At 44.4% G+C, this 26,809-nt stretch carries 32 protein-coding genes; 17 read left to right on the top strand and 15 right to left on the bottom strand.

The features are described 5' to 3' along the window. The first annotated feature begins 3 nt into the window (after positions 1 to 3). The 3 genes from M1E03_RS04710 to M1E03_RS04720 all read left to right on the top strand — a co-directional run bounded on the left by M1E03_RS04710 (position 4) and on the right by M1E03_RS04720 (position 1,899). Entirely contained in the window at positions 4 to 459 is a 456-nt protein-coding gene (locus M1E03_RS04710) for a hypothetical protein (protein ID WP_023856164.1), read from the top strand. A gap of 20 nt (positions 460 to 479) precedes the next feature. After that, positions 480 to 1,211, top strand: coding sequence for a (S)-benzoin forming benzil reductase (locus tag M1E03_RS04715; protein ID WP_101561515.1), 732 nt, complete (start codon positions 480 to 482; stop codon positions 1,209 to 1,211). Between the two features lie 157 nt (positions 1,212 to 1,368). Further along, positions 1,369 to 1,899, top strand: coding sequence for an HD domain-containing protein (locus M1E03_RS04720; protein ID WP_020452803.1), 531 nt, complete (start codon positions 1,369 to 1,371; stop codon positions 1,897 to 1,899). On the opposite strand, the gene M1E03_RS04725 is transcribed toward M1E03_RS04720, so the two are convergent. The 3 genes from M1E03_RS04725 to M1E03_RS04735 form a co-directional block, all read right to left on the bottom strand. After that, entirely contained in the window at positions 1,896 to 3,359 is a 1,464-nt protein-coding gene (locus M1E03_RS04725) for an esterase/lipase family protein (protein ID WP_458110701.1), read from the bottom strand. The genes M1E03_RS04720 and M1E03_RS04725 overlap by 4 nt on opposite strands. 146 nt (positions 3,360 to 3,505) lie before the next feature. Beyond that, positions 3,506 to 4,402: an alpha/beta hydrolase gene (locus tag M1E03_RS04730; protein ID WP_095292394.1), complete on the bottom strand. Its 897-nt coding sequence runs from the start codon at positions 4,400 to 4,402 to the stop codon at positions 3,506 to 3,508. A 170-nt stretch (positions 4,403 to 4,572) separates the two neighbouring features. Further along, positions 4,573 to 5,007: an Rrf2 family transcriptional regulator gene (locus M1E03_RS04735; RefSeq protein ID WP_020452800.1), complete on the bottom strand. Its 435-nt coding sequence runs from the start codon at positions 5,005 to 5,007 to the stop codon at positions 4,573 to 4,575. Positions 5,008 to 5,194: 187 nt separating this feature from the next. On the opposite strand from M1E03_RS04735, the gene M1E03_RS04740 reads away from it, so the two are divergent. The 7 genes from M1E03_RS04740 to M1E03_RS04770 all read left to right on the top strand — a co-directional run bounded on the left by M1E03_RS04740 (position 5,195) and on the right by M1E03_RS04770 (position 11,020). Continuing rightward, entirely contained in the window at positions 5,195 to 6,304 is a 1,110-nt protein-coding gene (locus tag M1E03_RS04740; protein WP_023856161.1) for an AI-2E family transporter, read from the top strand. Positions 6,305 to 6,360: 56 nt separating this feature from the next. Continuing rightward, complete coding sequence (locus M1E03_RS04745; protein ID WP_020452798.1) at positions 6,361 to 6,582, top strand: spore germination protein; 222 nt, start codon at positions 6,361 to 6,363, stop codon at positions 6,580 to 6,582. 73 nt (positions 6,583 to 6,655) lie between these two features. After that, positions 6,656 to 6,904 carry a YueH family protein gene (locus M1E03_RS04750; protein ID WP_020452797.1) on the top strand — a complete coding sequence of 83 codons (249 nt, stop codon included), beginning with the start codon at positions 6,656 to 6,658 and terminating at the stop codon, positions 6,902 to 6,904. A gap of 93 nt (positions 6,905 to 6,997) precedes the next feature. Next, positions 6,998 to 7,399, top strand: a complete 402-nt coding sequence (locus M1E03_RS04755) for a YueI family protein (protein WP_026580054.1) — start codon at positions 6,998 to 7,000, stop codon at positions 7,397 to 7,399. A gap of 185 nt (positions 7,400 to 7,584) precedes the next feature. After that, positions 7,585 to 8,136, top strand: coding sequence for a cysteine hydrolase family protein (locus tag M1E03_RS04760; RefSeq protein ID WP_020452795.1), 552 nt, complete (start codon positions 7,585 to 7,587; stop codon positions 8,134 to 8,136). A gap of 77 nt (positions 8,137 to 8,213) precedes the next feature. Continuing rightward, positions 8,214 to 9,623 (top strand): nicotinate phosphoribosyltransferase, encoded by a 1,410-nt coding sequence (locus tag M1E03_RS04765; protein WP_229029889.1) that lies wholly within the window; start codon positions 8,214 to 8,216, stop codon positions 9,621 to 9,623. A gap of 176 nt (positions 9,624 to 9,799) precedes the next feature. Beyond that, positions 9,800 to 11,020 carry an EAL and HDOD domain-containing protein gene (locus M1E03_RS04770; protein ID WP_020452793.1) on the top strand — a complete coding sequence of 407 codons (1,221 nt, stop codon included), beginning with the start codon at positions 9,800 to 9,802 and terminating at the stop codon, positions 11,018 to 11,020. Positions 11,021 to 11,061: 41 nt separating this feature from the next. On the opposite strand, the gene M1E03_RS04775 is transcribed toward M1E03_RS04770, so the two are convergent. Then, positions 11,062 to 11,409, bottom strand: coding sequence for a hypothetical protein (locus M1E03_RS04775; protein WP_223254849.1), 348 nt, complete (start codon positions 11,407 to 11,409; stop codon positions 11,062 to 11,064). Positions 11,410 to 11,894: 485 nt separating this feature from the next. Between M1E03_RS04775 and degQ the strand changes: the two genes are divergently transcribed. The 6 genes from degQ (at position 11,895) to M1E03_RS04805 (ending at position 16,713) form a co-directional block, all read left to right on the top strand. Beyond that, positions 11,895 to 12,035, top strand: coding sequence for a degradation enzyme regulation protein DegQ (gene degQ, locus M1E03_RS04780; protein ID WP_003184860.1), 141 nt, complete (start codon positions 11,895 to 11,897; stop codon positions 12,033 to 12,035). Between the two features lie 186 nt (positions 12,036 to 12,221). Further along, positions 12,222 to 13,103: a polyprenyl synthetase family protein gene (locus tag M1E03_RS04785; protein ID WP_458110702.1), complete on the top strand. Its 882-nt coding sequence runs from the start codon at positions 12,222 to 12,224 to the stop codon at positions 13,101 to 13,103. Positions 13,104 to 13,106: 3 nt separating this feature from the next. Next, positions 13,107 to 13,280, top strand: coding sequence for a competence pheromone ComX (gene comX, locus M1E03_RS04790; protein ID WP_009329510.1), 174 nt, complete (start codon positions 13,107 to 13,109; stop codon positions 13,278 to 13,280). A gap of 1 nt (position 13,281) precedes the next feature. Further along, on the top strand, positions 13,282 to 15,582 hold the full coding sequence (locus tag M1E03_RS04795) for an ATP-binding protein (protein WP_039072957.1): 2,301 nt from the start codon (positions 13,282 to 13,284) through the stop codon (positions 15,580 to 15,582). A gap of 86 nt (positions 15,583 to 15,668) precedes the next feature. Continuing rightward, positions 15,669 to 16,307 carry a response regulator transcription factor gene (locus M1E03_RS04800; protein ID WP_003184849.1) on the top strand — a complete coding sequence of 213 codons (639 nt, stop codon included), beginning with the start codon at positions 15,669 to 15,671 and terminating at the stop codon, positions 16,305 to 16,307. Between the two features lie 16 nt (positions 16,308 to 16,323). Further along, positions 16,324 to 16,713 (top strand): hotdog fold thioesterase, encoded by a 390-nt coding sequence (locus tag M1E03_RS04805; RefSeq protein WP_009329508.1) that lies wholly within the window; start codon positions 16,324 to 16,326, stop codon positions 16,711 to 16,713. 36 nt (positions 16,714 to 16,749) lie between these two features. Here M1E03_RS04805 and mnhG read toward each other — a convergent pair whose 3' ends face one another. The 7 genes from mnhG to M1E03_RS04840 are packed head-to-tail and all read right to left on the bottom strand — an operon-like array spanning position 16,750 to position 22,516. After that, entirely contained in the window at positions 16,750 to 17,124 is a 375-nt protein-coding gene (gene mnhG / locus M1E03_RS04810; RefSeq protein WP_023856153.1) for a monovalent cation/H(+) antiporter subunit G, read from the bottom strand. After that, entirely contained in the window at positions 17,108 to 17,392 is a 285-nt protein-coding gene (locus tag M1E03_RS04815; RefSeq protein WP_003184842.1) for a Na(+)/H(+) antiporter subunit F1, read from the bottom strand. The genes mnhG and M1E03_RS04815 overlap by 17 nt, the downstream gene beginning before the upstream one ends. Next, positions 17,392 to 17,868, bottom strand: a complete 477-nt coding sequence (locus M1E03_RS04820) for a Na+/H+ antiporter subunit E (protein ID WP_020452787.1) — start codon at positions 17,866 to 17,868, stop codon at positions 17,392 to 17,394. The genes M1E03_RS04815 and M1E03_RS04820 overlap by 1 nt, the downstream gene beginning before the upstream one ends. A 5-nt stretch (positions 17,869 to 17,873) precedes the next feature. Beyond that, positions 17,874 to 19,352, bottom strand: a complete 1,479-nt coding sequence (locus M1E03_RS04825) for a Na+/H+ antiporter subunit D (protein WP_023856152.1) — start codon at positions 19,350 to 19,352, stop codon at positions 17,874 to 17,876. Next, the gene (locus M1E03_RS04830) at positions 19,345 to 19,686 is read right to left on the bottom strand and encodes a Na(+)/H(+) antiporter subunit C (RefSeq protein ID WP_020452785.1); all 342 of its coding nucleotides are present in this window, start codon (positions 19,684 to 19,686) and stop codon (positions 19,345 to 19,347) included. The genes M1E03_RS04825 and M1E03_RS04830 overlap by 8 nt, the downstream gene beginning before the upstream one ends. After that, entirely contained in the window at positions 19,686 to 20,117 is a 432-nt protein-coding gene (locus M1E03_RS04835) for a Na(+)/H(+) antiporter subunit B (RefSeq protein WP_003184834.1), read from the bottom strand. The genes M1E03_RS04830 and M1E03_RS04835 overlap by 1 nt, the downstream gene beginning before the upstream one ends. Then, positions 20,114 to 22,516: a Na+/H+ antiporter subunit A gene (locus M1E03_RS04840; protein WP_023856151.1), complete on the bottom strand. Its 2,403-nt coding sequence runs from the start codon at positions 22,514 to 22,516 to the stop codon at positions 20,114 to 20,116. Before M1E03_RS04840 ends, M1E03_RS04835 begins: the two co-directional genes overlap by 4 nt. A 245-nt stretch (positions 22,517 to 22,761) precedes the next feature. On the opposite strand from M1E03_RS04840, the gene M1E03_RS04845 reads away from it, so the two are divergent. After that, complete coding sequence (locus M1E03_RS04845) at positions 22,762 to 22,995, top strand: hypothetical protein (protein WP_043054453.1); 234 nt, start codon at positions 22,762 to 22,764, stop codon at positions 22,993 to 22,995. A gap of 59 nt (positions 22,996 to 23,054) precedes the next feature. Here M1E03_RS04845 and M1E03_RS04850 read toward each other — a convergent pair whose 3' ends face one another. The 4 genes from M1E03_RS04850 to pssA form a co-directional block, all read right to left on the bottom strand. After that, on the bottom strand, positions 23,055 to 24,398 hold the full coding sequence (locus M1E03_RS04850) for a 2-hydroxycarboxylate transporter family protein (RefSeq protein ID WP_023856149.1): 1,344 nt from the start codon (positions 24,396 to 24,398) through the stop codon (positions 23,055 to 23,057). Positions 24,399 to 24,671: 273 nt separating this feature from the next. After that, the gene (locus M1E03_RS04855; RefSeq protein ID WP_080131481.1) at positions 24,672 to 25,463 is read right to left on the bottom strand and encodes a phosphatidylserine decarboxylase; all 792 of its coding nucleotides are present in this window, start codon (positions 25,461 to 25,463) and stop codon (positions 24,672 to 24,674) included. Positions 25,464 to 25,505: 42 nt separating this feature from the next. Further along, the gene (locus M1E03_RS04860) at positions 25,506 to 25,988 is read right to left on the bottom strand and encodes a DedA family protein (RefSeq protein WP_020452781.1); all 483 of its coding nucleotides are present in this window, start codon (positions 25,986 to 25,988) and stop codon (positions 25,506 to 25,508) included. 6 nt (positions 25,989 to 25,994) lie between these two features. Next, positions 25,995 to 26,531, bottom strand: a complete 537-nt coding sequence (gene pssA, locus M1E03_RS04865) for a CDP-diacylglycerol--serine O-phosphatidyltransferase (RefSeq protein ID WP_020452780.1) — start codon at positions 26,529 to 26,531, stop codon at positions 25,995 to 25,997. Positions 26,532 to 26,809 lie beyond the last annotated feature (278 nt).

Raw genomic sequence — 26,809 nt, forward strand, 5'->3', positions numbered from 1 at the left:
ACAATGAAAAATCCGAGGTTCTATAAGGTGCTATCTGCATGGTTAGCTTTTGCATTGGCGTCGATTTGGTTATTAATGCTTGTGGCAGTACACGGGCTGCTCATATTAGAATCCATTTTCTATTACATTGTGGTCATCTGCACATTAGGCATCATTTTACTGATATACCCATCGATGAGGGAGGGACACGATCAGGCAATGGCGGACTTTGTCCACTACGGTTATGGCTTGCTAGGATCGGGTGTGGCACTCGCCATCATGATCTTTGCTTTGATTCGCATTTTAAAAGGGAAATGCGGTTCATGGACGCAAGGTCTGCTTGTTTTTGGGGCAGCTCTCCAGCTGATTGTGTTCGAATGGTTCAGTTTACTGACGGCGGTTTTTTACGTGCTCGCCGCGTTTCTTCCGGAACAGAAAACCGCTGCACTTGAGAAGCAGGCTGATGAATCAGTACAATAATGGATAAGGAGGGACGCCGTATGCATTTATCCATTGTTACCGGAGCGTCAAAAGGGCTTGGCGCCGCGATTGCCGAAGGGCTTTTGCAAAAAGGCCATATTGTTCACGCTGTCTCAAGGACCAAGTCTGAAGTCAGTCATGAGAGGCTGATCCGGCATGAGGCTGATCTGACACAGCTCGCCGAAACAGAAAAGTGGTTTCGGCAATTGACAGAATCTGTCCAAGCCCGCGATTTTACTTCGATCACCTTGATCAACAATGCGGGTATGGTGACGCCGATCAAGCGCGCCGGTGAAGCTGAACCGGAAGAGCTGAGGCTGCATTATGACTTAAATTTGTTAGCTCCGGTGATTCTCAGCCAGCTGTTTACCAAATGGCTCAAGCCATACAAAGGTAAAAAATCGATTGTCAATATATCATCAGGTGCGGCCAAAAACCCTTATAAAGGATGGAGCGCCTACTGCAGTTCAAAAGCGGGGCTCGATATGTTCACGAAAACATTCGGCTTTGAACAGGAAGATCAATCTGATCCGGTGAAAATGATTTCTTTCTCACCGGGGATCATGGATACCGGCATGCAAGAGGTAATACGTTCATCATCGAAAAAAGACTTTCATGAAATTGAACGATTCAAAACCTATCAAACAGAAGGAAAGCTGAGAAGCACGCCTTACGTCGCCGGCGTTCTGCTCGATCTGCTTGAGACCGACTTTGAAAACGGCAGAGTGTATGACATTAAAGAGTTTTTGTGAAAAATAAAAAAACAAGCACATCAAATCGATTGTGCTTGTTTTTATTTTATTATGGCGCCGGCTCATATAGCGGAATTTTAAATATGATGTGTCAGATCAATTGAGATTTACATGAAAATATGTTAGGATTCTAAAAATATATAAAGGAGGGGTTTACATGAGAAACGTAACATTAGTGGATGTATTCACCCATCCAATCGCACAAAAATATTTAACACGCTCCGGTGTAGCTCATGCCGTAGCCTGCGCTTACCACGCATACCGCCTGGCGGTGCGAGCGGGAGTAGACCCTGATATCGCGACAAAAGCGGCTTTGCTGCACGATATCGGTCATTATGAATGGTATACCGACGGGGAATGGGATTATGAAAAATACAAGCAAAACGACATTCACGCGATAAAGGGTGCCGAGCGCGCTCACAAGCTTCTGATCCGCCTCGGCGAAGATCGGAAAGCGGCAAAAGAGATTGCTTTGGCGATTTTGCTTCATACGGATTCCTATTTGCCAGAAGGGGACCTCGATAAAAACAAGCTGCAGGAAATCGTCAAAAAAGCAGATGAGCTGGATGAAGAGCCGGGCGGAAACCACCATTACCGCAAAATCGATCATAAGCTGGCGCTTGAAAAGATCAGAAAACTTGACCGCATGGTCGATGAATCTTTATCTCCCATGAAAAGAACGGTTTAATCGGACAAAGGGCTGTTTTCAAACTTCTCCCCTTTGTCATTTACATAAATAGAGCGGATGATCGTCCTGTTAAACGGCGAGTTGTCTGCCGTTTTTCCTGAAAGGTCGATCGTCACCGAATACATGCCCGCTTTTTTGAATGACAGGCTGTTTTGCAGCGCATTGATGGAAGCTGGTTTCAGCGACTTTTTCTCGGCCTGTTTTCCGTTTTCATAGCGGATAGAACGAACGGACGTCTTAACATTCGCAAGATTTGCCGATTCTCTGGTGACTGCGTTTTTAATTTGCTGGTTCAGAGGAGAATCGAACGTCACAATGAACAAAAACGCCTCTTTTTGTTTGACAGATGATGCGATCTTCCATGTACCTGCTGCCGGATTTTTAATGGCAGCGGAATGGACGAATCCCCCTTCAAAAACATCCGCCGTCTTTGCTATTGAAAAATCTTTGAGCGGCTTGCCGTGCGGATCTGTCAATTTGATATTTCCCGAGGAATGATTGCTCAGCCAGTGAACGGTTATTTCCTTGACGCCTTTTTCAACGGCGAATTCCTCTTCTCTCAATCCATGATTTTCCCCTCCTCTGATGAAAGGGTACGATAGGTTTTCCTTGATGGCCGCTGTTTCATTTGCATATGCCTGAACCGTCAATAAAGGCATAAATACAGGAAATGTGAGGTTTCCTTTAATAATCGAGAAGTGATCCCACTTCCCTGTATTCAGGTTTGTGGCGTAAGGGAGTCTCGCATTTTTTTCGGTGACGGCTCCGTCATTTTCGCCAAACATGTTTAAATAGACGCCTCCAAAAAATAAAACGCTGCCGAACCCGCCGATTTTATTGCCTGCCAAGGTGAAATATTTGGTTTTCGATCGATTGGGATGATTGTCGGTCTGATCGCGGAACGATTTCATAAACCCTGTTTGGAGAGAGTAAACGGCGTCATTTTTCTGGCCTAAAATATCGGCGAGCCATCCTGCCCAGCTGCTGTAGGCAAGGTCTGCCAGCTGCGAACCGTGATGGGGGGTTCCGAGCGTAATCAAGCGCTCGACATAATGGTATGCGTTGTGATGAATCAGCGCCGACTGACTGTCAATTCCGCCTTTGCTGTAGGAAACGAGAATGACCTTGCGGCCGAAATGCTGGTAGATTTCGCGCAGTTTCGCGGCCAGCATCGCTCCGTTATCCTGCATGTCTTTATCGGGGTGGAGATCGATAAAAGCCGCATCATATCCGTTTTTCCACGCCTGCTCCGCCATGTCATTTTCGTCAAACCAAGCGCTTGAAGAGCCGTTTAATCCATGGACAAATACAATCGGCGGTTTTGCGGGATCAGGATGTTCAACAGGGTCTCCCGCGAACCAGTGGCCCGGATCGCCTCCTCCTCCTTTAAATCCTCCCGCTTTCGATACATGCGGATACACGACCAGCAAAACAAGCATGAGCAGTACCAGTTTTTTCATCGTTGTTCACCTCATGGTTTTGTTGTAAGCGTTTTCATCTTATTTTCTGAAGGTGAACTTTATACCGATATACTGAAAAAAATTTAGAAAATATTCATAAAAGATAGGAATATACACTGAAAGGCCGGATATCCGGCCTTCAATGTTCATGCTTTTCCAGGCTTTAAATGTTTGCGGAAGAACGATTTGACAATGTCAAGGGTATGAGCCTGGGTAAAACCGTTATGTCCGGCCCCGTTTATTTTATACATAAGGGCTTCATGGCCCTCTTTTATTAAGGCTTCAAACAATTGGACGCTTTGTTCATAAGGGACGACATCGTCCTGATCCCCGTGCATGATCAGAATGGGGGGCGCGTCCCTGTGAACATAGCTTATCGGACTCGCTTGTTTCGCCTGTTCTCTGTTTTCTTGAACAGGTCCACCGATCAGCTTGGATTCCGGTGAATTGGGTGAATCATGGTCGAAGATGGACGGATACTTGCTCATGGACAGAAGATCAACCGGGCCGAACCAGTCCGCAACCGCATCGACTTTGCTCGATACATGACGGTATTCGTCCTGGCCTTCTAATTCTTCAATTCCTTCGGTCAATCCAAGCAAAAGAGCCAAATGGCCGCCTGAAGAATCCCCCCAGACTCCCACTCTATCAGGATCGATGTTATAGCGGTCGGCATTTGCTTTTAAAAAGCGGACAGCTGTTTTCACATCATGAAGCTGAGCCGGAAACAGCGCCTCTCCGCTGCCTCTGTATTGAACGCTTGCCACGATATAGCCTTGCTCGACAAATGGAACCAGCTGGGGGATAAAGGCGGATGTATCCTGTTTTGTCCAACCCCATCCGCACCCTTGCAGATAAATAATCAGCGGGTATGTTTCTTGATTGCCTTCCCGGTTAAATAACGCATCCATTGGATTGCGGCGCACCAGCAAATGTAATGTCAAAGAAGTGTCTTTCACTTTTGTGTACTCAATATTCGGTATGAGCTGAATGTAAGAGTTGGTGTTTTGCTCCCAGTTGATTTCTTTTATATGATTCGTCATGTTAAGTCCTCCCTTAATGTGCTGGAAATCCGAATTCGTCTGTGTTGATCACATGGTACCCACCTCCTTTTATTTTGTTGTAATGAACAATATTACAACGAGGCGAAAAAATATAATACCAGACGCTAGTTGTAAGTGTGGTTATTACAACGAGTCGAAAAAATCATGCCTCATTGAGAAGCATTCTTTTTTTGGATAATCAGATCAGTCAATTCTTTTATAGAAATTTCTTTGAGTATAGTCTCCATGGCTGTTTGCGCTTTTAATAAAATAAGCTCAAGAACCTGGTGGATATTCGCACCAACCCAGCAATCAGGATTGGGATTTTCGTGAGTGTGAAACAGTTCGCCTTCACCGACAACTTCGACGGCTTTATAGACATCATACAAAGAAATGGCGCCGGCATCCCGTAATAAGTGAGCGCCGCCTGTGCCGCGCTTTACTTCAATCAAGCCCGCTTTTTTCAGCAATCTGCTGATTTGGCGGATGATGACCGGATTGGTATTGACGCTGTCTGCGATTTGCTCTGATGTCAAATGGTCGCTTCGGACTTGCATCAAGGATAACATATGTACGGCTATCGTAAATCTGCTGCTGATCTTCATCAAATCACCCTTTCGTTGTAATTATTGTATTTACAACGGATGAAGCTGTCAATCTTTTTTGCTCAAAAAGGTGTTGAAATGAAACCCTGTCAAAGCTTTTTCGTATGAATGGAAGGAAAACAGTTGACAGACGTTAGTGGGAATAGTAGTTTTTAGATTAATGAAAAAAGCCGGGAGGAAACAAAGCTTGTTTAAATCAAAAACCCATTTTTGGACGCTGCAAATTTTATTGGTTCTTCTTATTATTTATGTGTCGACAAAAGTGTCTTTTCTTTTCGAACCGATCATTGTATTTGCATCGACTTTATTTACTCCGATTTTAATTGCGGGAATCTTGTATTTTATATTCAATCCGATCGTGCGGTTTCTTGAGAAAAAGCTGCCGAGAACGCTGTCCATTCTGCTGATCTATTTAGTGTTTGTGGCATTCATCGGGTTTGTGCTGTCAGCTGTCGGTCCTGTGTTTACAAAGCAGGTGACCGATCTGTTTAACAGCATCCCGTCCTATGTGAAACAGATCCAGATTTTCATTAAGCAAATGTCGAATTCGCAGTGGTTCACTTGGATGATGAATCAGGACTTCGTATCGGTTGCCAAAATCGAAAGCTCAATCGGCGAATATCTGACGAGCCTGCCTGAGAATATTACAGGGAGCCTGTCTTCTGTATTCGGTGTTGTGACCAACATTGCGATCACGGCTGTTACCGTGCCGTTCATCCTGTTTTATATGCTGAAGGACGGCAACCGTTTCCCGAATTTGGCTGTCAAGATTCTGCCTGACAAGTACAAAAATGAAGGACTGAAAATTTTTAAGGATTTGTATGAGACGCTGGCGGCTTACATTCAAGGACAGTTGATCGTTTGTATGTTTGTCGGAACGGCTTGCTTCATCGGTTTTTGGATCGCCGGTGTGAAATACGCGCTGATTCTCGGCGTGATTATTGCCGTGACGAATATTATTCCATATGTCGGACCGTTTCTTGGAGCGACACCGGCTGTCATTATCGCTTTTCTCGACTCGCCGACGAAAGCACTCATCGCGCTGATCATCGTCGTTGCCGTTCAGCAGACTGACGGAAATCTGCTGTCGCCGCTGATTATCGGCCGCCGCCTGAATACGCATCCGCTGACGATCATCCTTTTATTAATCGGCGCCGGAAGCTTCGGAGGCATTCTCGGCATGATCCTGGCCGTTCCGGCTTATGCCCTGCTCAAGGCTTTTACATTGAATATCGTCCGCCTTGTCCGTTTAAGGCAGAGGTATAAAAAAGAAACGGCGGAAAATGCTGAAGTCTGAACGTTTTGCCCATTTTCACATATGATGCTAATAAATTGAATGGCGGAGGTGTGAAGATGCCGGCGATCGTCGGACCGATTTTTATCAGGCAAGTCGTTGATGACAGCGCAGCCTTCTTTGGAGATGTGTTTGCCATTTCCCCGAAGTGCACGGATGTTTCCGGAGGAGGAGCGGGTACATTTTTAACAGGGGACTACGGTTTGATTCAAAACAATAGCAATAAAACATCCTTCACAGATGCGGATGTGATCGACGGTTTCAAGTCATTGAACCTGTGACAGCCTCTTTTAAAGAGGCTGTTTCTTTTTTATAGTATAATGGGAAAAAAGATAGATAAGGCAGGTGACAAAGATGAAAATAAGGAAGGCAAACATCTTGAACAAAGATCAGATGATCACAGACGTTTACCTCCATGAAAATAAAAAGGAATTTCATACGCTTGTGGCTGTACCGCAACTGGAGTGGAGTAAGCTGATTTCTTATGAGGAAGAAAAAGCAGAGCTCGCCGAAAAGCTTGACCGGTCATTGTCGAAAGTGGCTGAAGCGGATGCAGCCGAGGAGCTGTCCAAAAAGATTGTACAATGGGTGACCGAAATGTAGCCCGGGCTCATGCCCGCTGTTTTCATGGGCATACTGATAAAAAAACGCAGCTTAAAACAAGCTGCCAGCAAGATAAACTGGAGGGTCTAAGACGTGAGCGACCAATCAATGGATCAATATTTACAGCAGGGAATGTATGGACCACGCGAAACGAAGCCGGATGAACGCAGACTGTTTTTAGGCTCGCTGAGGGAACGGGTTATCATCGCATTGACGAAAGGACAAGTGCTGCGTCCGCAGGCATACCGCGAAGTCATCGATGCGCTTGGCTCAAAAGCGGATGCGACATTATTGCTGAACGGTGAAATCGACTACTCTCATTTATCTCCTTACATCAAGGAGTCCAATAAACAAGGTGTTTCTTTTTCCATCGTGTCCGACCAGCAATCGGATACTCCCCTTGGACTTGTCCTCGCAGCGCGTGAGGCTGTAGAGAAAGAATCGATTTATGTTCAGGACGACATCTTTGAGCAGTCGGTTTTAAACAAGAGATGAGGCACGGGTTTTCGCACGCGTCTTCCACAGGGCGTGCGAAAACCCGCGGTTTTTGTTTTTTTCTGAAAAAGAAAAAACCCGCTGCTGGCGCGGCTTTGCAGCCATATCCGCTTGATTCGCCATTCACTTGTCCGTTTAGATAAGTTATAATGTTACCTATCATACAAAAGGCGGGGAGGGCGGCAATGAAAAAAGCTCTTATATGTATAGATTATACAAATGACTTTGTCGCAGCTGACGGAAAGCTGACGTGCGGAGAACCAGGCCGGGAAATCGAAGACGCCGTGACGCGTCTCGCGGAAACGTTTATTCAAAACGGCGATTACGTCGTATTTGCAGTCGATTCACACGAGGCCGGCGATTCGCATCATCCGGAAACCCGTTTGTTTCCTCCACATAATATAAAAGGTACATCAGGACAGGATTTATACGGAAAGCTTGAAGCGCTTTATCGAAAACACGAACATGATCAGAATGTCTATTACATGGAAAAAACAAGGTACTCTGCTTTTGCCGGGACAAACCTCGAGCTGAAGCTTCGTGAAAGGGATATTAAAGAACTGCACCTCGTTGGCGTATGCACAGATATATGCGTGCTCCATACCGCAGTAGACGCTTATAATAAAGGGTTTAATCTTGTCATTCATCAAAACGCAGTGGCTAGCTTTAACCCGGACGGGCACGACTGGGCTCTTTCTCATTTTGCAAACACCCTGGGAGCCTCAGTGTCAGATTGAGGAAGGAGAAATGAAGGTTGGAACACCGTTTTACAGACGACAGTCTAGCACTACACACAGACCTATATCAAATTAATATGGCGGAAACGTATTGGCGCGACGGCATTGATCAAAAGAAAGCCGTTTTTGAACTGTTTTTCAGAAAGCTCCCTTTTGACAGCGGTTTTGCCGTTTTTGCCGGTCTTGAAAAAGCGATTGAGTTTTTGCGGGATTTCAGATTTACTGAAAGCGATTTAGTTTATTTAAAAGAAGAGCTGGGCTTCAAAGATGACTTTCTCAGCTTTTTAAAAGATATGAGATTCACCGGTTCGCTTTATTCCATGCAGGAAGGCGAAATCGTGTTTGGAAACGAACCGATCATGAGGATCGAAGCGCCTTTGGCCGAAGCGCAGCTGATTGAAACGGCTCTGCTCAACATTGTGAATTACCAAACATTGATCGCGACAAAAGCCGCGAGAATCAAAAGTGTGATAGGAGATGAGACGGCGCTCGAATTTGGAACAAGGCGCGCGCATGAAATGGACGCGGCGATGTGGGGAGCAAGGGCCGCGATTATCGGCGGGTTCGATGCGACAAGCAATGTCCGCGCCGGCAAGCGTTTTGACATTCCGGTATCGGGCACGCACGCCCATGCGCTTGTTCAAGCCTACCGCGACGAATACACGGCATTTAAAAAATATGCGGAAACCCATAAAAAATGTGTCTTTTTGGTCGATACATATGATACGGTGCGTTCCGGCATTCCAAATGCAATCAAAGTGGCGAAGGAATTCGGTGATCAAATTGAATTTTCGGGAATCCGCCTGGACAGCGGAGACCTCGCCTATTTGTCCAAGAAAGCGAGAGCCATGCTGGATGAAGCCGGTTTTACAGATACAAAAGTCGTCGCCTCAAGCGATCTTGATGAGTATACGATTATGAACCTGAAAGCCCAGGGCGCAAAAATCGACGTCTGGGGCGTCGGCACAAAGCTGATTACCGCTTATGATCAGCCGGCTCTCGGCGCGGTTTACAAACTCGTTTCCATCGAAGAAGACGGAAAGATGGCAGACACGATTAAAATTTCTTCGAATCCGGAAAAAGTGACGACTCCAGGCTTGAAAAAGGTGTACAGAATCATCAATCAGCTGAACCATCATTCAGAAGGCGATTATATCGCTTTGGACTATGAAAAGGTCAATGAACAGGAGCGGCTGAAGATGTTTCACCCCGTTCATACGTTTATCAGCAAGTTTGTGACGAATTTTGATGCGAAAGACCTTCACCAGCCGATCTTTGAAAAAGGCGAGCTTGTTTATGAGAATCCGAGCATTCAGGATATTAAGCGGTATGTTCAAGAAAATCTCAGTTTGCTTTGGGAAGAGTATAAGCGGATCAGCAAGCCCGAAGAATATCCTGTCGATTTAAGCGAAGCTTGCTGGAACAACAAGATGCAGCAAATTCACGAAGCAAAAATCAAGGCGAAAAAAGGTCTGGATCAAGGTTGACTCTGTAAACGATAGTTTTTAATATAACTGGGGATTGAAACAGATAATTTCTTCGGGGATTATCTGTTTTTCAATATTAAGTTCAATATTTGGGCGGATTTTTTAAGCGGACGGGATTTGCTCATTAATTGATATACTTAAAAGCGAAGGCACCTCAGTCGCTAGGGGGAAGAAGAATGAGGGTATTCGTTGCCAGACAGCCAATATTCAACAGAAAAGAACAAGTTGTCGCATACGAGCTTTTATACAGAGAAAGCGAGAAAAACTTTTTTTCCGGTATTGACGGTGATCAAGCGACAACAGAATTGATGATTAACAGCTTTTTAAACATTGGAATCGATAAATTGACAGAAGGCAAAAGGTATTACGTGAATTTTACCGAAGGTCTTTTGGCATCAGGGCTGCCGACTTATTTTGATCCGGACCAGCTCGTTGTAGAAATCCTTGAAGATGTGCCGATCACCCCTGAGCTTATCGAAAGGTGCAGGCATTTGAAAAGCCTCGGCTACACGATTGCCCTTGATGATTTTTGTTTAAAGCATCGCGTGGAGAGGGACTTGCTCCATCAGCTTTTGGCATCCATTGATATTTTGAAGATCGATTTTTTCAAAACGACGCGGCAGGAAAGACAGAGCATCCTTCGATCATGCCGGAACCACCGTCTGACGTTCCTCGCTGAAAAAGTGGAGACGCGAAAGGATTATGAGCAGGCTGTAAAAGACGGATTTCAACTGTTTCAAGGCTATTTCTTCAGCGAGCCCGCTGTGATTGACGGTCAGGACATTACATATCATTTCCATGCTTACTATGAGCTGCTGCATGAATTAAGCGAAGATCAGCCTGATATTGAAAACGTCACAAATATTATAGAACGCGATTTGTCGCTTTCCTACCAGCTGCTGAAGCTGTTGAACTCTCCAGCCAATCGGCCGATTCAAAAGATTAAAAGCATCCGCCAGGCTATCGTGCTTCTCGGATTTAAAGAAATCAAAAGGTGGATCTTCATCCTCTCATTTAAGGATTTAACGAAAAAACAAAACTCCAGTAAGAACGAAGTCGTCAAGATTTCGCTGATCCGCGCGAAGCTTTGCGAATTGCTGGCGAAAAAAACGAATCGCCCTCAGCCGGCTTCTTATATGCTGACAGGCATGTTTTCATTTATCGATACACTGCTTCACAAAGAACTGGCGGAAGTTATCAGCGAACTGCCGCTGACGGACGAAGTAGGACAAGCACTGCTCGGCAAAGAAAACGATTATCGAAAAATCTTGCGGCTTGCAAAATCGATCGAACGAAACGAATGGGAAGACAGCACGCCAGAAACAGAAGGCTTAACAAAAGATGAAGCGTATCAATGCTATCTTGAAGCCGTTGATTGGTGTCAAAAACTTTTATAAAAAAATTCCGGCTCCTTTTTAGGGACCGGAATTTTTTTGCGCTAAGACCAACGCAGGAGGAGGAATATTCTGCTGCGGGGGCTGATAAGCATGATGCGGATGCCGTCGGGATCGAAAGAGGCATCAAGCTGGCTGCGGACGCCGGTTTGCCTGAGCAGGGCAAGGACGGTATTTTTTTGGTTGCTTTGGGCAGCCGTCATGATTTGGTGAGCCAAAGCACGCGATGCTGAAAGCCTGCTTAAAATTCTTTGTCCGTCAGCCATCAAGCCCTCCGCTTCTTTTGCCGAACGCGAAAAGGCGCTGGCTTCAACTTCCGGATAGACCTGCCGGCAGCGGATATGTTGGTATGGATGCATCCAAAAGCAATGAGAAGGAAGCAATATGAACACCTCGTTTCAATTTTTACGGGTCAAATTGCGGTTTTTGCGGTGTAAGGCGAAGGGTCGGTTTTTTTTAAGGGCCGAAATGCGTGTCGGTCTATTGCGTGTTTTTCGGTGGTGCATACCCGATCTGCGTTCCTTGAACAATCAAGTTTTTCTATTCCCCGCTAGTTATTACTTTAGACTCAATGTCTCAAAACGAACAAAAAATAACTGAACTTGCGGTGCTAAAGGGGTTTATTAGTGATCTTTATTTGATCCCTTTAAAAACAAACTAAAATTTTATGTTTCATTAGGAATTGAGAACTAATCGTAAGTCGTGTAGAATGGGTGTTATGGTCTATTTAAAGTTTGCGGTGTAACGCATGAATTTATATGCAACTTTTCGGTGAAAAAGAGACCAATTCCCTTTAAACTTGTATTAACAGATCAAATACCTATGACTCGTTCACTATACACAAATTGATTGATCTTCCAAAAGGAGTGTGGAATCGGTGGAAAAGCAACAAATTGAAGAATTAAAACAACTGCTTTGGCGGCTAGAGAATGAAATCAGAGAAACAAAGGACTCCTTGCGCAAGATTAACAAAAGCATTGATCAATACGATAAGTACACATATCTAAAAACCTCGTAAAAAGACTTGTTTCAGACAAGTCTTTTTTTTTTGCAAACAAATCCAAAAAAAGGATATATTATTATATAATTGTTAAATAAAAAAATTGCTCTGTCAATCGGGAATTTGATTTAGTAAAATATTAAGAAAGGAGGGAGCACCATCTCTAAGCTTTTTTGTCTAGATCACAGTAAAATCAAGCAAAGAATGAATCATTTTATAGACGTTGAGATTCCCAACGCGGACTTAAATCGGACGCTGCACGCTTTTCTAGATGCAAAGGACCAGTTGCATTTCAGCGAGCTTGCTTTTTATCATTACCAAAGTTTCGGTGGCACGGACACTGATGCGGCGGAAACGCTTGGAGCGGGCATAGAACTTTTGATTCTTGCGTTTGATATATTCGATGATTTAGAGGATGAAGACAGCCCCGATGAACCTTGGATGAAAATAAACCGTTCAGTCGCAATGAATGCGGCGACTGCACTTTATACAATAAGCATTAAAGTGATCAGTTCGGTGTCGAAAGAACCGGTGTTTTTTGAAAAACTGATGGAATATATACTTCAATCGATGCAGGGACAGCATGACGATCTCAGCAACCGGCCTGCCACTGAAGACGAGTGCCTTGACATGATTAAGCGTAAATCCGGGGCGCTGACGGCTCTGCCATGCGTACTGGGAGCGATGCTTGCCAGGGGTAAATTTGACCCGGCGGTTGAAAAGTATGCATATCAGCTGGGCATTGCTTCACAAATCGAAAATGATTATAAAGCACTTTTTTATGATTCAAAAAGCGATATCGCCAAGAAAAAGCGGACGCTTGCGTACTTATATTTGTCAAGAAAATTTAACCAGCCGTCGATTGATTTATTAAAAACATTTGAAACTGAGGATAAAATTGCCGATAAAGAAATAAAATGCTATAAAGAGAAATTGAAAGCAGCAGGCGTCACTCAGTATATGTATGTTATGAATCAGCTCGCTATTCAGAAATTTAAGAAGGGAGTCGAGGAGCTGGAGTTGGGGGAGCTGAAAAAACAGCAGTTGACTTCGTTTGTATTGAAGATGTTTGGGAAGGAGGATTAGGGTGTGCAGGAGATCGTGAGCTTTTTAGTTCAACATCCAGAAATTTTAGAACAGGTTATTAATGGGAATGCCTGTCTATTAGGGGTGGATATAGATCAATTAGAAAGTATTATTGATGGATTTAAATTACTAGAATCATCAATTGGAAGGCCTGTTCCTTTTTGGAGAAGTATTTAAAATGAAATTTTCCTTGAAAATTATTTCAGTTATACTTGTCTGTCTTAGTTTTATCTATAGCTGTTACGTAGTTTATATATGTTATAACAATTTATTTGTAGGTGCATATTTAAAATACAATTCAGACAATCAACTTGTGGTCGATTATATACAAGAAGATTCACTGGCGGATTACACAGGCTTAAAAGCTGGGGATATTATTCTTGAAGTGAACAATAAAAAGCCGTCTAAAGACCAGCCGAAGAATAGTATACTAGCTAATGTTAGTTCCCTTTCTATTGAGAGGAACGGACAAATCATCACTACTGATACAAGAGACACCATCATTAGCTATGATATCTTATTTACTGTTTTAATCCCGATAGTGTTTTATTTGTTATGCTTGCTTTGTGTTATTTTAATTTTAAAATCTAAAAAGAAACAAACATCTTCATTTTTACTAATCCTATTTTTGCTTACTGTATCGATTGCTTATGTAAGTGCAGGAGGAGTTTCAAGAGGTAATGTGTTTAGTAGGTATGTAAATTTATTAACCTTTATATCAATTCCAATCAGTTACTTGCATTTTATATATCAATATTTTAAAGAGATAGGCAGAAAACTATGTAGTAATAAGGTGTTTTTCTTTTATTTACTGCCGGTTTTAAATCTAGTTCTTGAGATTTTTAGTGGTACTTTTGAAAAACTTAATGGACCTATTCCTTATATTAATTTGTATTCATTTTTCATGGGATTAGTATTAGTGATATCTGTGTTTGTTTACGGTATGGTTAAACATAAAAATACAGAGCAAACATATTTTTTAAAAATGCTGATGCTTGGCAACTTTTTTGCGGTTTTTCCTTTTATTGCATTTTATGTTATCCCGGTCTTAGTCATTGATGATTTTATCTATTCTGCAGCAGTAGTTGCTCCGTTTCTATTAATTATTCCTTTTACATTAGTTTATCTATTTATATCAAACAAAATGTATGACGTGGAATTTTTGATAGGAAGGTTAAAATATTATGGACTGCTTGCAATCATTCCAACCATCATCATGGTTTCTACTGTAAAGCTGATGAAATTTCAAGAAGGAGACTATTATGATGCAAGATTAGCAATTTATGTCTATCTTATAATTCTAGGGGTTTTCTATCTTAAAGAAATTCTTGACTATCGCTTTCGTCTGAAACGTTTTTCAGAAAAGTATAACTACCAAGACAGTATATTTAAGTTTACACAAACGATTCGAACACACTCATCTTTAAATCAGGTTTTGTTGGAATTGAAACAAACAATTCTCGATGTTTTGATTGTCAGCCAAGCCCATGTTCTGAAAGTTAAAAGCGACGGGACAATATCTTTGCTCGAGGGAGATACCGAAGAATATCCGTGGATCCCGTACGAACAAGAAGTAACCAAGGTCATCACCGACATCGGCAAAATCGTCGAAGTCGACCGCGGATTTTTGATTAAGATCGGTGAACGGGGCGGGACTTCTTATGTCATGCTGTGTTTGTCGGTTTTAAATACGCCTAGGCTGACGCGCGATGAGATTTCGTGGCTTGAGACGCTGGCGTTTTATACGAGTGTTTCCCTGGAAAACGTCTTGAAAATCGGCGAGCTGATGGAGCATCTGGAACATGTGAAAAAAGAAGGGCCGAATCCGGCGTGGCTGAATAAATTGATGTTTGCGATTGAAGAGAAGCAGAGATCTGATTTGGCCCGTGATCTTCATGATTCTGTGCTGCAGGACATGATTTCCTTGAAGCATCAAAGCGAGATGTTTCTGGCTGATTTTGAAAAAGATAAAGTCTGTACGAATCAAATCAGGCAAAGGCTCATCAATATGAATGAGCAAATGTCCACCGTCATCCAGACGACAAGGGAAACGTGTCAGGAGCTGAGGCCGCAGCTGTTGTACGATCTCGGACTGGTCAAAGCCCTTTCGAAACTGGCGGCACAGCATCAGGAGTCCTCATCGATCGATAAGATCCGCCTCAATACGGAAAGGTTCTCAAAGGTGCTCGACCTGGACACGCAGCTGAATTTGTACAGAATTGTGCAGGAGCTTTTAAGCAATGCGGTTAAACACTCGAAAGCTAATGAGGTTTTGATTATGCTTGTCTGCATAAAAGAAAAAGTTGTTCTTCATTATGAAGATGACGGCATCGGTTTTGATCCGGACAAGCTTTATCAAAACAGCGCAAGCATGGGGCTGTCGGGTATTCGCGAGCGAGTCCGCGCGCTGAACGGCAGTCTGGATATACAGACAGCAGAAGGGAAAGGCTTCAGGGTCGCCATTGAAATGGAATTGTAATGTTTAGTTAACATTTTTGCTTGGCATCCGCCAAGTTTTTTCTATAAAATGGTGATAGGGCAAGGTTACGCAAAAGGGAGGAAATTATGAGAAGATTACTTGTGATCGATGATCATCCGGCTGTCATGGAGGGGACGAAGGCAATTCTTGAAACGAACCAGGACTTTGTTGTCGATTGCCTCAGCCCTGAAGCCAGCGAACAATTTCTCAAGAAGCATGATTTTTCTGCGTATGACCTGATCTTAATGGATTTAAATTTGGGTGAAATCAACGGCATGGACCTATCTAAGAAAATCCTTGAGACGTGTTCATCATGCAAAATTATCGTTTACACAGGCTATGAAGTCGAAGATTATTTTGAAGAGGCGATTCGTTCCGGCATGCACGGCGCCATCAGCAAAACGGAATCGAAGGAAAAGATTATAGAGTACATATATCAGGTACTGGATAATAAAATTGTCGTCGATTATGATTATTTCAAGCAGCTGATTACACAGCAAAAATCGAAGTCAAACAGCCAGCAGACTCAGCACGATCTTTTGACTGAAAGGGAATGCCTGATCTTAAAAGAAGTCGAAAAAGGCTATACAAATCAGGAAATCGCTGATGCGCTTCATTTAAGCAAGCGGTCGATCGAATACAGTCTGACTTCCGTATTCAGCAAACTGAATGTAGGATCACGGACAGAGGCTGTTTTAATCGCGAAATCTGAAGGCGTACTTTGATGAAGGGACGATTGTGATGGAAACGAAACATACACTTCTTGAAGCGTTGGGAATCGAGTTGAAGGAATGCAGCAAAGAGCGGTGTGTTGCGGTCATGCCTGTCGACGAAAGAACGCGTCAGCCATTCGGTTATCTGCATGGAGGTGCGTCCGTTGCGCTTGCTGAAACGGTGGCAAGCATCGGGGCATATCAGCATATCGATCCAAAAGAGCAGGCATGCTTCGGGCTTGAGATCAACGCCAACCATATTAAATCGGTGAAAGACGGAACGGTTAAAGCGGTCGCAACGCCTCTGCATGTAGGCAAATCAACAATGGTGTTTCAAATTGAAATACGCGATGAGCAAGACAGCCTGATTTGCACGTCCAGGTGCACGATGGCGGTCATCAGCCGCCCTTCATCGTAAACCAAAAAAACTCGCCTTTTAGGGCGAGTTTTCTTTTTATAAATAGGAATCTTCCTTCTTTTTAATCAGAAAATTTCTGTTGCCTTCATAATCGTCCTGTACGCTTTTCTTTTCCATTTTTACGCCGGTGTTATAGGCGGCCCTTGCGATCAGGTGGGCGCCTACAGGAGACGTCAGAAATACAAAGACGATACCGAGCAGTACTTTGGCCGTAATGAAGCCGTGCAGAAACCAGAAGTAAAAGAATACGCCGAGCAGCACGCTGATGATCCCCAATGTCGCTCCTTTAGAAGCGGCGTGGATTCTTGAGTATACGTCAGGCAGCCGCAGCGTTCCAAAGGAAGCGGCTAACGATATCAGTGCGCCAAGAAGGACCAAGACGGCGATAAGCAATTTAGCGGCTTCGATCATTTTCGATAATCTCTCCTTTCTCAAGGAATTTAGAAAATGCGACGGTGCCGATAAAGGCCAGAATACCGATCAAGAGGATGACCTCCAAATATGCTGTCGTATTTAACAAGATGGACACGAGAGCCGTAATTCCGATCAGGTTGATGCCGATCGCATCAAGCGCCACCACTCTGTCCGGGATGCTCGGCCCTTTAATGACCCTCAGGACATACAGAAAAGTGGAGACCGCCAAAATGCCGAGTGACAATTGCAAAATAAATTCAAACATCAGCGGCTTACCTCCTTAATGGCCTCTTCAAACGAAATGCGGATATCACTGATGGCTTTCTCAGCATCATCGATATCGACCGCATGAATATAAAGAATCGAACGGTCATCAGAGATATCGACAACCAATGTGCCCGGTGTCAGCGTAATCAGGTTCGCCAATGTCGTGATTTCCCAGTCCGCTTTAAGGTCTGTCTTGAAGGCGAAGATGCCGGGCTTATTTTTTAACCTTGGGGATAAGATCGTCTTTAATACGCTGACGTTTGCGAGAACGAGCTCTTTAATAAAAATAAACAGCAGTTTAATGATCGCCCAAATGTTAATTAAGTAAAAGCGGCGGCGGAAAAAACGCCTCATCAGAAAGAGCGAGAATAATCCGATCACATAACCGACGACAAGCCCGGCAGCAGTGTAGTCATTGTTCAGAAACATCCAGCACAACGCAAGAATAAAGTTCAACAATATTTGTAATGCCATGCGATCTACTCCTTCAAAACGGCTTCAATATATTTTTCGGGGTTGACGAGCGTATCAGCCGCCTGATGGAAATACGGCGCGATAAGCTCGGTTCCGAGTCCGATGGCAAGCGACAGAAAGAGCAGTACCGCTGCCGGATACATGTAGCCTTTTAGCGGTCTTTTGGCCGGAGCATCTTCCTGTTCATCCCCCCAGAAGCCGTTGATAAATATTTTCATGATGGAATACAAGACGAGCAGACTGGATAAAAGCATCAGCAGCGTAATCACGAATTCACCGCTTAGAAAGCCGCCCTCTGCAATTTTCAGCTTGCCGATGAATCCGCTGAAAGGAGGGACCCCTGCCAATGAAACTGCTGAAATCATAAACATCCAGCCGAGCACCGGATGGTTTTTGATCAGGCCGCTCATTTTTTTCAGGTTGTTTGTCCCTGTCAGAGTAAACAGCGCTCCGCCAAGCATAAACAGCGCTCCTTTAATGATCATGTCATGAATCAGATAGTAGACAGATCCTTCGATCGAAGCCGGCGTATTGGCGGCGATACCGAATAAGATCACACCGACCGCAGTCACAATATTGTAGATAATGATTTTTTGAACATCCCAGTAGGCGATCGAGCCGATGACACCGAAGATGATCGTAAGGGCCGCAAGCCAGACCATTAATTGATGAGTAAAAGCCGCGTCTTGGGTGAAAATTAATGTAAACACCCTTGTGATCGCGTACAGGCCGACTTTGGTCAGAAGTGCGCCAAACAGTGCGGACACAGCGGCAGGCGGCGCATAATAAGAACCAGGCATCCAGAAATACAGCGGGAAAATGCCGCCTTTTAAACCGAAGACGATCAAAAATAAAACAGCGATGACCGTGATCAGCCCGGTTTGGCCCGATTCACTGATCCGAACGCTCAAATCCGCCATGTTTAATGTGCCCGTCACCGCATATAAATAAGCGACTCCGATGACAAAGAGGGCGGAAGAGATAATGTTAAAGACGATGTACTTCAGAGATTCCCGCAGCTGGATCTTCGTGCCGCCAATGACGATCAGCACATAAGAAGCCATCAGGAGAACCTCAAAAAATACGAACAGGTTAAACAAATCCCCGGTTAAGAAAGCGCCGCTAACTCCGGCAAGCAGGAACTGGACCGCGGGATAATAAAAGAAACGCTCGCGTTTTTCGCCGATGGAGCGAAACGAATAAAGAACCGTCAGAAATCCGATAATGGCTGTCGTTAACGCCAGAAGGCTGGCGAATTGATCAGCGACAAGGCTGATCCCGAACGGCGGCTTCCACCCGCCGAGATACAAGGTCTGGATTCCGTCCGTATAGACGGTCTGCACAAGAACAGCGGCCGCCGCGATCGCCGCAATGGAAGATATGGCGCTGAATGCACGCATCAGCACGATCGACTTGTTCATAAAGATGAGCAGAACTGCGGCCATTAAAGGAATCAGTATTGGCAGAATTACAAGATTATTCATGTTGATCATTTCCCCTCATTTGATCCATATCATCCATTTTCAGCTCTTGGTAGGCGCGGAAAGCCATGACCAGGAGAAACGAGGTGACCCCGAAAGCAATGACGATCGCCGTTAAAATCAACGCCTGAGGGAGAGGGTCGACATAGGTTGACGACTCTTCATTTAAAATGGGAGGCGCTCCTTTTTTTAACCCTCCCATTGTCAGCAAAAGCAGGTGGACGCCATGGCTAAGAACGGCAGTTCCGATAATCACCCTCAGAAGGCTTTTTGAAAGCAAGAGATATGTCGCCGCCATAAACAAAATTCCTACAATAAAAGACATTAAAATCTCCATTATTCTCTCTCCCCAATCGTCTGAATAATGGTCATGGTCACGCCGACCACTACGAGATAAACCCCGATATCAAACAATACCGCGGTGGCAAGCTCCGTTTTCCCCAAGAGCGGAAGGTTAAAGTAATCAAACGCGTGGGAAAGAAACTGAGCGCCGAATAAAAATGAACCGATTCCGGTGGAAACGGAAATGAATAAGCCGACGGCCGCCACATAGATAAAGTTGACGGGCAAAATGTTCTGCACCGTTTTTAAATCATAGGCAAGCAGCAGAAGGACGAGCGAAGACGCCGTCATCAATCCGCCGATAAAACCGCCGCCCGGGTTATTATGGCCGGCAAAAAACAGATGGAAAGAAAAGAGCAGAATGATAAAGGATGCAATCTTTGTAACGGTTTGCAGGATCACATCATTCGTCTGAACCTTTTTCAATGCTCTTCCCCTCCTTTCCCCATTCTGAGCCTGATCATGCCGTATATTCCTAAAGCGGCTATGACAAGTACAGTAATTTCAAACAATGTATCAAATCCCCTGAAGTCGACCAATATCACGTTGACGATATTGTGGCCGCCTGCGAGTTTATAGCTGTTTTCAATAAAATACGATGCGATGCTTTCAAGGGAGCGCTGGCTGTTTGCAGAAAGTGCGAGCAGCGTCACAACAGTTCCGACTCCGACCGAGACAAGCGCATTTGTGACCCTGAACTTAGCCGACTTCGGCTTGAATCTGAGCTTCGGCAAATGATAGAAGCAAAGCAGGAACAATGCGACTGAAATCGTTTCGATAATCAGCTGCGTCAGCGCGAGATCCGGCGCTCTGAAAATGACGAAGAACAGCGCAAGCGTGTAGCCGATGACGCCGAGCCCGATAATCGCCGTCAGTCTTGATCTTGCGAAAACGGTGGTAAATGTTGCGGCAATCATGACGGCTGACAGAACAAGCTCATAGATGCCGATTGAAGCATTGCCTTTCACATCGTATGAAAAGCCTCCGGTAACAACGAGCGATCCGCCGATGATCACGATAAAGAAGACAAAAACATAGACGAGATAATCGCGAAGAAACCCGGTCATATACGTTCTTGTAATCTTGTTGGAGCCTTTTTCAAGCCCAGACAACGAGCTGTCGTACAGTTTGTTGAGCGTCAGTTTTTCCGGGAAGAGGCCGTAGACCTTCCGCCATTTTGACAAGGTCAAATAGGCGAGAACGCCGAGAGCAACGACGCCGATTGTCATGTAGAGTTCAGATGAAAAGCCGTGCCACATGTAAATATGAACCTTGAATTTTTCGTCTCCGTCCAAAAGGGTCGGCATAATCGACGATGCAGCCGGTTCAATGATGCTGTATGACAGAATGTTCGGGAAAAAGAAAAAAATCACCACGAGAGAGACGAGGACAATCGGCGAAATCAGCATGCCGAGTGGAGCCTCATGCGCTTGTTTTTCAAGTTTTTCAGGCTGATATTTCCCCCCGAACGTTTTAAACAGCAGAACCATGCAGTAAATGAACGTAAACACGCTTCCGATCCAAGCCAGAACAGGAAGCACAAAACTCCATGTGTCGGCGTTATACAAATTAAAATCCGTAATCCTGAGCATGCTGGTGAAAAACATTTCCTTGCTCAAAAAGCCGTTGAACGGCGGCAGACCAGCCATTGAAAACGCGCCGATCAGCGTAATCGTAAACGTAATCGGCATGATCGTCATCAGACCGCCAAGCTTGCGGATATCCCTCGTTCCCGTTTCATGATCGATGATTCCGACTGCCATGAACAGGCTGCCTTTAAATGTCGCGTGGTTGATCAAGTGAAAAACGGCGGCGATTACTGCAACCATATAGTATTCAAAATTTTGATAGTGCAAAGCTGCGGCACCGACGCCGAGCATCGACATGATCATTCCGAGCTGGCTGACCGTAGAAAAGGCAAGTATCGCTTTTAGATCAGTCTGCTTGACGGCGTTGAACGAACCCCAGAAAAGCGTGACAATCCCCGTGAGGGACACGATCCAAAACCATTCCCCGGAAAAAGCGAACACAGGGGTGAATCTTGCAACGATATAAATTCCCGCTTTTACCATCGTGGCGGAGTGCAGGTAAGCACTTACAGGCGTTGGTGCTTCCATCGCGTCTGGAAGCCAGATGTAAAAAGGGAACTGCGCAGATTTAGTGAAGGCTCCGATTAACACCAGCACGAGAGCCGGAATGAAAAAGCCGTGGCCCGAAATTAAATCAACTTGGTTGATCATTTCTCTGATCGAGAATGAACCCGTAATCGTGTAAAGAAGAATGAAGCCTCCAAGCATGGAAAGACCGCCGAAAATGGTGATAAGCATCGATTTTGTCGCGCCGTATCTTGATTTTTCCCGCTTGTACCAATAGCCGATGAGCAAAAAAGACGATATGCTGGTCAATTCCCAAAATAAATAAAGTACAATGACGTTATCAACGAGAACAACGCCGAGCATTGCCCCCATGAACATGAGCAGATAAACGTAAAACGGTCCGAGCTGCTCTCTTTCTTTAGATAGATAATAGATGCTGTAAAGGACAACCAAAGACCCTATCCCTGTAATCAGAAGGGCGAATAGCAATCCGAGTCCGTCAACGTATGCGGTAAAGTTAATGCCAAAGGACGGAATCCATTCCAGTACAGCCTTTAATGTTCCGCCATCCGCCGTCATTTTGATCATGCGGAAAAAATAAATAAATAATAGAACAGGAAGAACCAGGACAAACCAGCCTGTATGAATCTTTCTGACGTTTTTCGCCAATAGCGGAATCAAAAAGGCGAGTGCAAAAGGCGATAAAATTGCAATATGTAAAGCCGTCATATTAACCTCCCTTTAAGGTAGCATGTATAAATACATTCTGTTCCATACTAAAATTTTCAAACGTTATGTACTTTTTTAGAACTGGTGACCTAGACAAATTATAACTCAAATTTTAATCGGCTGCATGATCTCATGATAACCGCGGTTTATGCGGTCTTATGAACCTGAAAACAATTTTAACAAAAAATGCGGCATTTGTATAATGGAAAGTTTTTTTGAACAAGATGAATTTGAGGTGATGAAAGATGAGAAGGAAAGCTTTTATCAGCTTAAGTTTATTTTGTTCGCTTTTTGCGGGAGCGTTTATGATCAACAGGGAAATGACGCGTGAACAGAATCCGGGGATAGGAACGGACGAAGGCCCTCAATATCGCGGGGATTACACGCCGCTTCAGACGGGAGCGGAAGATCAGTCCTTAACGGGAAAAGAAAGAGCTCCCTTTAAACCGAGAGAATATATCAGAGTTGAGAAACGCTGAAAACAAAAAAGGAATCCGATCGTATAGATCAGACTCCTTTTTGTTTTTTTATGCGGCCCTTACGAGGTGAAGAACCTTAGTAAAACGGTCGCCATAATGACGGTTGCTGCCCCGCCGAGACGCGTTGAGATTTGCGCAAACGGCATCAGCCCCATCCGGCCTGAAGCCGAAAGAATAGCCACGTCCCCCGTACCGCCGAGACCGCTGTGACAGCCGGTGACAATCGCTGATTCAACAGGGTACATGTTCATTAATTTGCCGACAAAGTAGCCTGATGTCACCATGGCAATGACGACTGAAGCGCAGACGGCGATGAAGCGCAGGGAAATAACGGACGCCACATCATCAAGCGGGATGTAAAGAATGCCGAGCCCGACCATCAGCGGCCAAGTGAAGCTTGATGACATGAATTTGTAAAGCTGGTGTGCGCCTTTTTCCATGCTTGCAGGCAGAAGCTTTGCATATTTTACGGCAGCCGCCGCGATGATCATCAGGATCGCTCCCGGAATTGCGATGAACTTGGAGACCAAACCGCCGAAAATGAAGAAGGAACATGCGATTAAAACGCCGGCACCCATTAATTTCAAATCGATTTTCGGCTCCTCTTCTTTTTGGTTGAAAATTTCATCGTCTTTTTTCGATTTGACGAGCCTGCCGTTACCATTCAGCTCAGGCCGCTTTTCGCCAAGCTTTTTCATCAGTCCGGCTGAGATGATGGCAACGACGTTTCCGATAATAGCGGCCGGAATGAGCTGTGAAACAAATACATCTGTGGATTGTCCCAAAATTTGCGAGTAAGCGAGTGACAGCGGCAGGATTCCTTCGCCGATGCCTCCGGCAATAATCGGTACAATAATAAAGAAGAAAGCTTCATAAGGACTGTAGCCAAACAACAGACCGACGAGAATACCGGCGGCAACCGCTGCGACCGTCCCGGCCAACAACGGAACGAACATTCTCATAAAACCTTGAATCAGAACCGTGCGATGCATTCCTAAAATACTTCCCGCGACTAAACATGCGATGTAAAAATACAGAAAATTCGACGTTTTCATCAAAGTCGTAACCGCTTCCATAGATGCGGGGTTAAGCACTTTGAAAAAGACTAAAAACGAAGGAACAAACAGCGAGAGAATGGCAGGTCCGCCGATATCTTTTAAAATCGGAATGCGCTGTCCAACATCTCCGAGAATAATACCGAGAATCATAATGATCGCGAAACCGCCAAGCATGTCATTCGGCAATTCGTTATAGTAAGCTGCCAGAAAAATAATCAGCGCAAGCGCAATGTATAGCGGAAACGGAATCACGCCGATTTTCCAATTGATCAACTTCTGGAAAAAATTTTTATTTTCTTTATGACCGTGATTTGTAATCGGTTTCAAATCTTTTGCTGCTTCCATCAAAAACACCCCCATGTTTGTATGTGTTCAATTGTAGAAGAAAAGTGTCAATTCTGTGCGTTTTTTAAATTAAAATAATCGATTGATAATTAAATTAAAGCGAAAAAGAGCGGGAAAAGAGGAGGAATCTGCTTGATTTTGATCAATTTATAGGTCTTTTGGTTTATTAGGGAGTCGTATCCAGGTAAAAAAGGGAATTCCCTGTCCGGGGAGAAAGCTTTTTTAAAGCAGCAATTTAAAAAAGCCCCCGAAGCTGTTTTCGGGGGCTTTGCATTATGATTTTCTTTTGGCAAGAGATCCTAACGCCTCTCCCATTTTCACTTGAAGAGAGGGGTGAAGGCGCTCATCAGGAATAAAGGTATCCTTTTCAAACAGCAGGATAACGGTCGAGCCGAAAGAGAAATATGCGATTTCGTCGCCTTGACGCCATTCTTTTGACTCCTCGAGCATCACGATCGAGTTAATATACATCGCCCCGACCTTCACAAGCAGGGCGGACCCATATTGATGCTTAAATTCGGAAATCATCCGGTAGTTTTTTGTCAGCGGCGATTTCCCGTAGGTCAAACCGATTTGATTCACGGGGTAAGACGCGCTTCCCAGCGAATATTGCGTTTCAAGTGTACCGTCAGCCGGGCTGTGAATTCTGTGGTAGTCCCTCGGGCTTAAATAGATAATGATATAGGTTCCGCCGATATAGCGGTTCACGATCTCGGATCGCCCGATCATTTCTTCTACGGAATAGAGCTTTTGTTTGACGGTAAATTGCTTGTCGCGCGTGATGGCGCCCATTTCTTCGATGACTCCGTCCACAGGGCTGACCAGGCTGTTTGGTTCAGCGGGAAGGGGGCGTGCACCGCTCTTTAATTTTCTGATGAACAGCTCGTGCAGGCTGTTAAAAGAGCGGACATCTTCCAGCATCTCTTCTGTATTGATATGAAAGGTTTTGATATAGGAGGGGATGAGAGGTTTGCTGAGCTTTGACTGAGCAAACTTTTTCAGCATCCGGGACACGCCCTTTTTATTCGTCAACTCGATCAAAAACCGGTAAAGCCGCTTTTTCAAGCTGTTCACTCCTTTACTGATCACACGGGATGCAAGCGGTATTTAAATCACGCCGATTGTGTATCCGATCGTAATAAAAACGAGACACCAAATAAAAGCCCCTGATCCGGCATAAATCAGGAACCTTTTCATGTCCATCTCGTTCATGCCGGACAGATAGCATGTCACATGGCGGATTCCGGGAACAAAGTAGCCGAAAAGAATCGTCCACGGGCCGTATTTTTCAAACCAGCGGTGCACGGTGTCCAGTCTTTTCGGCGTCAGACCGATCCATTTCCCGAACTTATCGAGCAGCGGTTTACCGATTTTCTTCCCTAGAAAGTAACTGATGAGCATCCCTGATACCGCACCTGAAAAGCTGATCAAAAGAGACAGCTCATAGTTTAATAGATGAATAGAAGACAGATAACCGACAAATGTCATCATGACTTCATCGGGTATCGGCAGGCCTACAATTCCGAGAACAAGCATCCCGAATATCGCAAAATACCCGTATTGGGAAATCAATTCTTTTGCCAACTCCATGAAAAACTAGCTCACTTTCTTCAATAGTTTTTTCCCCTTCAGGCTGATGACTTTGATTTTGCTGACCATGAGAAAGGACAGGAACAGCATAATCAAAATGTACGGCTTTTTGCCAAGGATCTCTGATAAAAGGTTTAAGCAAACCAGAATTGTTCCGGCTGCGGTGATCGGAAGGCCTGTAAAATAATCCTGGTTCTCTGATTGAATATTAAATCGCGCCAGCCGAAGCGCTCCGCAAACAGGGAATAACAATGTCGAAGGAAGGCCTAAGATCGGTGCATCATAAAAAACGATTGAATAGGTGATGATGGCCGGGGCGACTCCGAAAGTGATAATATCAGACAAAGAATCCAATTCTTTTCCAAACGGGCTGACGGCATTTAATCTGCGCGCGGCCATGCCGTCAAGGCTGTCCAAGATAGCGCCGATCAGAACAAATATAATGGCTAAGAATAAATACCCTCTGAATGCAAGCAATATTGAAGAGATGCCCGAAACAAAGTTTCCAATCGTAATTAAAGAAGGTATGACTGATTTATTCAATGTTTTCGCATCCTTTAAATAAAAACGTTTTATATAGAAATTAAACAATATTAAATTGTATACGATTTGCTTCCTGTCTGCAATAAAATTCCTGAAATGATTGATAACCAGACTTTTTCATCATACCATAAAAGTGGTAAAGACACTGGCGGCGTCAAAAAAATTTATATTTTGTTAAGGTAACAAAAAAATGAATAAGAGAGCAGACGCTCTCTTATTCTATCGTTCGGTTGGCGTTTTCCTTTAATATAAGCCGATAAATCAGGCCAGCGCGGGAA

The organism is Bacillus sp. PK6-013 (assembly GCF_054161445.1).

What these genes read in the sequence shown, in the direction of transcription:
- M1E03_RS04710 (WP_023856164.1), top strand. Translation starts at nt 4, where the DNA reads ATGAAAAATCCGAGGTTCTATAAGGTGCTATCTGCATGGTTAGCTTTT.
- M1E03_RS04715 (WP_101561515.1), top strand. Translation starts at nt 480, where the DNA reads ATGCATTTATCCATTGTTACCGGAGCGTCAAAAGGGCTTGGCGCCGCG.
- M1E03_RS04720 (WP_020452803.1), top strand. Translation starts at nt 1,369, where the DNA reads ATGAGAAACGTAACATTAGTGGATGTATTCACCCATCCAATCGCACAA.
- M1E03_RS04725 (WP_458110701.1), bottom strand. Translation starts at nt 3,359, where the DNA reads ATGAAAAAACTGGTACTGCTCATGCTTGTTTTGCTGGTCGTGTATCCG.
- M1E03_RS04730 (WP_095292394.1), bottom strand. Translation starts at nt 4,402, where the DNA reads ATGACGAATCATATAAAAGAAATCAACTGGGAGCAAAACACCAACTCT.
- M1E03_RS04735 (WP_020452800.1), bottom strand. Translation starts at nt 5,007, where the DNA reads ATGAAGATCAGCAGCAGATTTACGATAGCCGTACATATGTTATCCTTG.
- M1E03_RS04745 (WP_020452798.1), top strand. Translation starts at nt 6,361, where the DNA reads ATGCCGGCGATCGTCGGACCGATTTTTATCAGGCAAGTCGTTGATGAC.
- M1E03_RS04750 (WP_020452797.1), top strand. Translation starts at nt 6,656, where the DNA reads ATGAAAATAAGGAAGGCAAACATCTTGAACAAAGATCAGATGATCACA.
- M1E03_RS04760 (WP_020452795.1), top strand. Translation starts at nt 7,585, where the DNA reads ATGAAAAAAGCTCTTATATGTATAGATTATACAAATGACTTTGTCGCA.
- M1E03_RS04765 (WP_229029889.1), top strand. Translation starts at nt 8,214, where the DNA reads ATGGCGGAAACGTATTGGCGCGACGGCATTGATCAAAAGAAAGCCGTT.
- M1E03_RS04770 (WP_020452793.1), top strand. Translation starts at nt 9,800, where the DNA reads ATGAGGGTATTCGTTGCCAGACAGCCAATATTCAACAGAAAAGAACAA.
- M1E03_RS04785 (WP_458110702.1), top strand. Translation starts at nt 12,222, where the DNA reads ATGAATCATTTTATAGACGTTGAGATTCCCAACGCGGACTTAAATCGG.
- M1E03_RS04795 (WP_039072957.1), top strand. Translation starts at nt 13,282, where the DNA reads ATGAAATTTTCCTTGAAAATTATTTCAGTTATACTTGTCTGTCTTAGT.
- M1E03_RS04800 (WP_003184849.1), top strand. Translation starts at nt 15,669, where the DNA reads ATGAGAAGATTACTTGTGATCGATGATCATCCGGCTGTCATGGAGGGG.
- M1E03_RS04805 (WP_009329508.1), top strand. Translation starts at nt 16,324, where the DNA reads ATGGAAACGAAACATACACTTCTTGAAGCGTTGGGAATCGAGTTGAAG.
- mnhG (WP_023856153.1), bottom strand. Translation starts at nt 17,124, where the DNA reads ATGATCGAAGCCGCTAAATTGCTTATCGCCGTCTTGGTCCTTCTTGGC.
- M1E03_RS04815 (WP_003184842.1), bottom strand. Translation starts at nt 17,392, where the DNA reads ATGTTTGAATTTATTTTGCAATTGTCACTCGGCATTTTGGCGGTCTCC.
- M1E03_RS04820 (WP_020452787.1), bottom strand. Translation starts at nt 17,868, where the DNA reads ATGGCATTACAAATATTGTTGAACTTTATTCTTGCGTTGTGCTGGATG.
- M1E03_RS04825 (WP_023856152.1), bottom strand. Translation starts at nt 19,352, where the DNA reads ATGAATAATCTTGTAATTCTGCCAATACTGATTCCTTTAATGGCCGCA.
- M1E03_RS04830 (WP_020452785.1), bottom strand. Translation starts at nt 19,686, where the DNA reads ATGGAGATTTTAATGTCTTTTATTGTAGGAATTTTGTTTATGGCGGCG.
- M1E03_RS04840 (WP_023856151.1), bottom strand. Translation starts at nt 22,516, where the DNA reads ATGACGGCTTTACATATTGCAATTTTATCGCCTTTTGCACTCGCCTTT.
- M1E03_RS04845 (WP_043054453.1), top strand. Translation starts at nt 22,762, where the DNA reads ATGAGAAGGAAAGCTTTTATCAGCTTAAGTTTATTTTGTTCGCTTTTT.
- M1E03_RS04850 (WP_023856149.1), bottom strand. Translation starts at nt 24,398, where the DNA reads ATGGAAGCAGCAAAAGATTTGAAACCGATTACAAATCACGGTCATAAA.
- M1E03_RS04860 (WP_020452781.1), bottom strand. Translation starts at nt 25,988, where the DNA reads ATGGAGTTGGCAAAAGAATTGATTTCCCAATACGGGTATTTTGCGATA.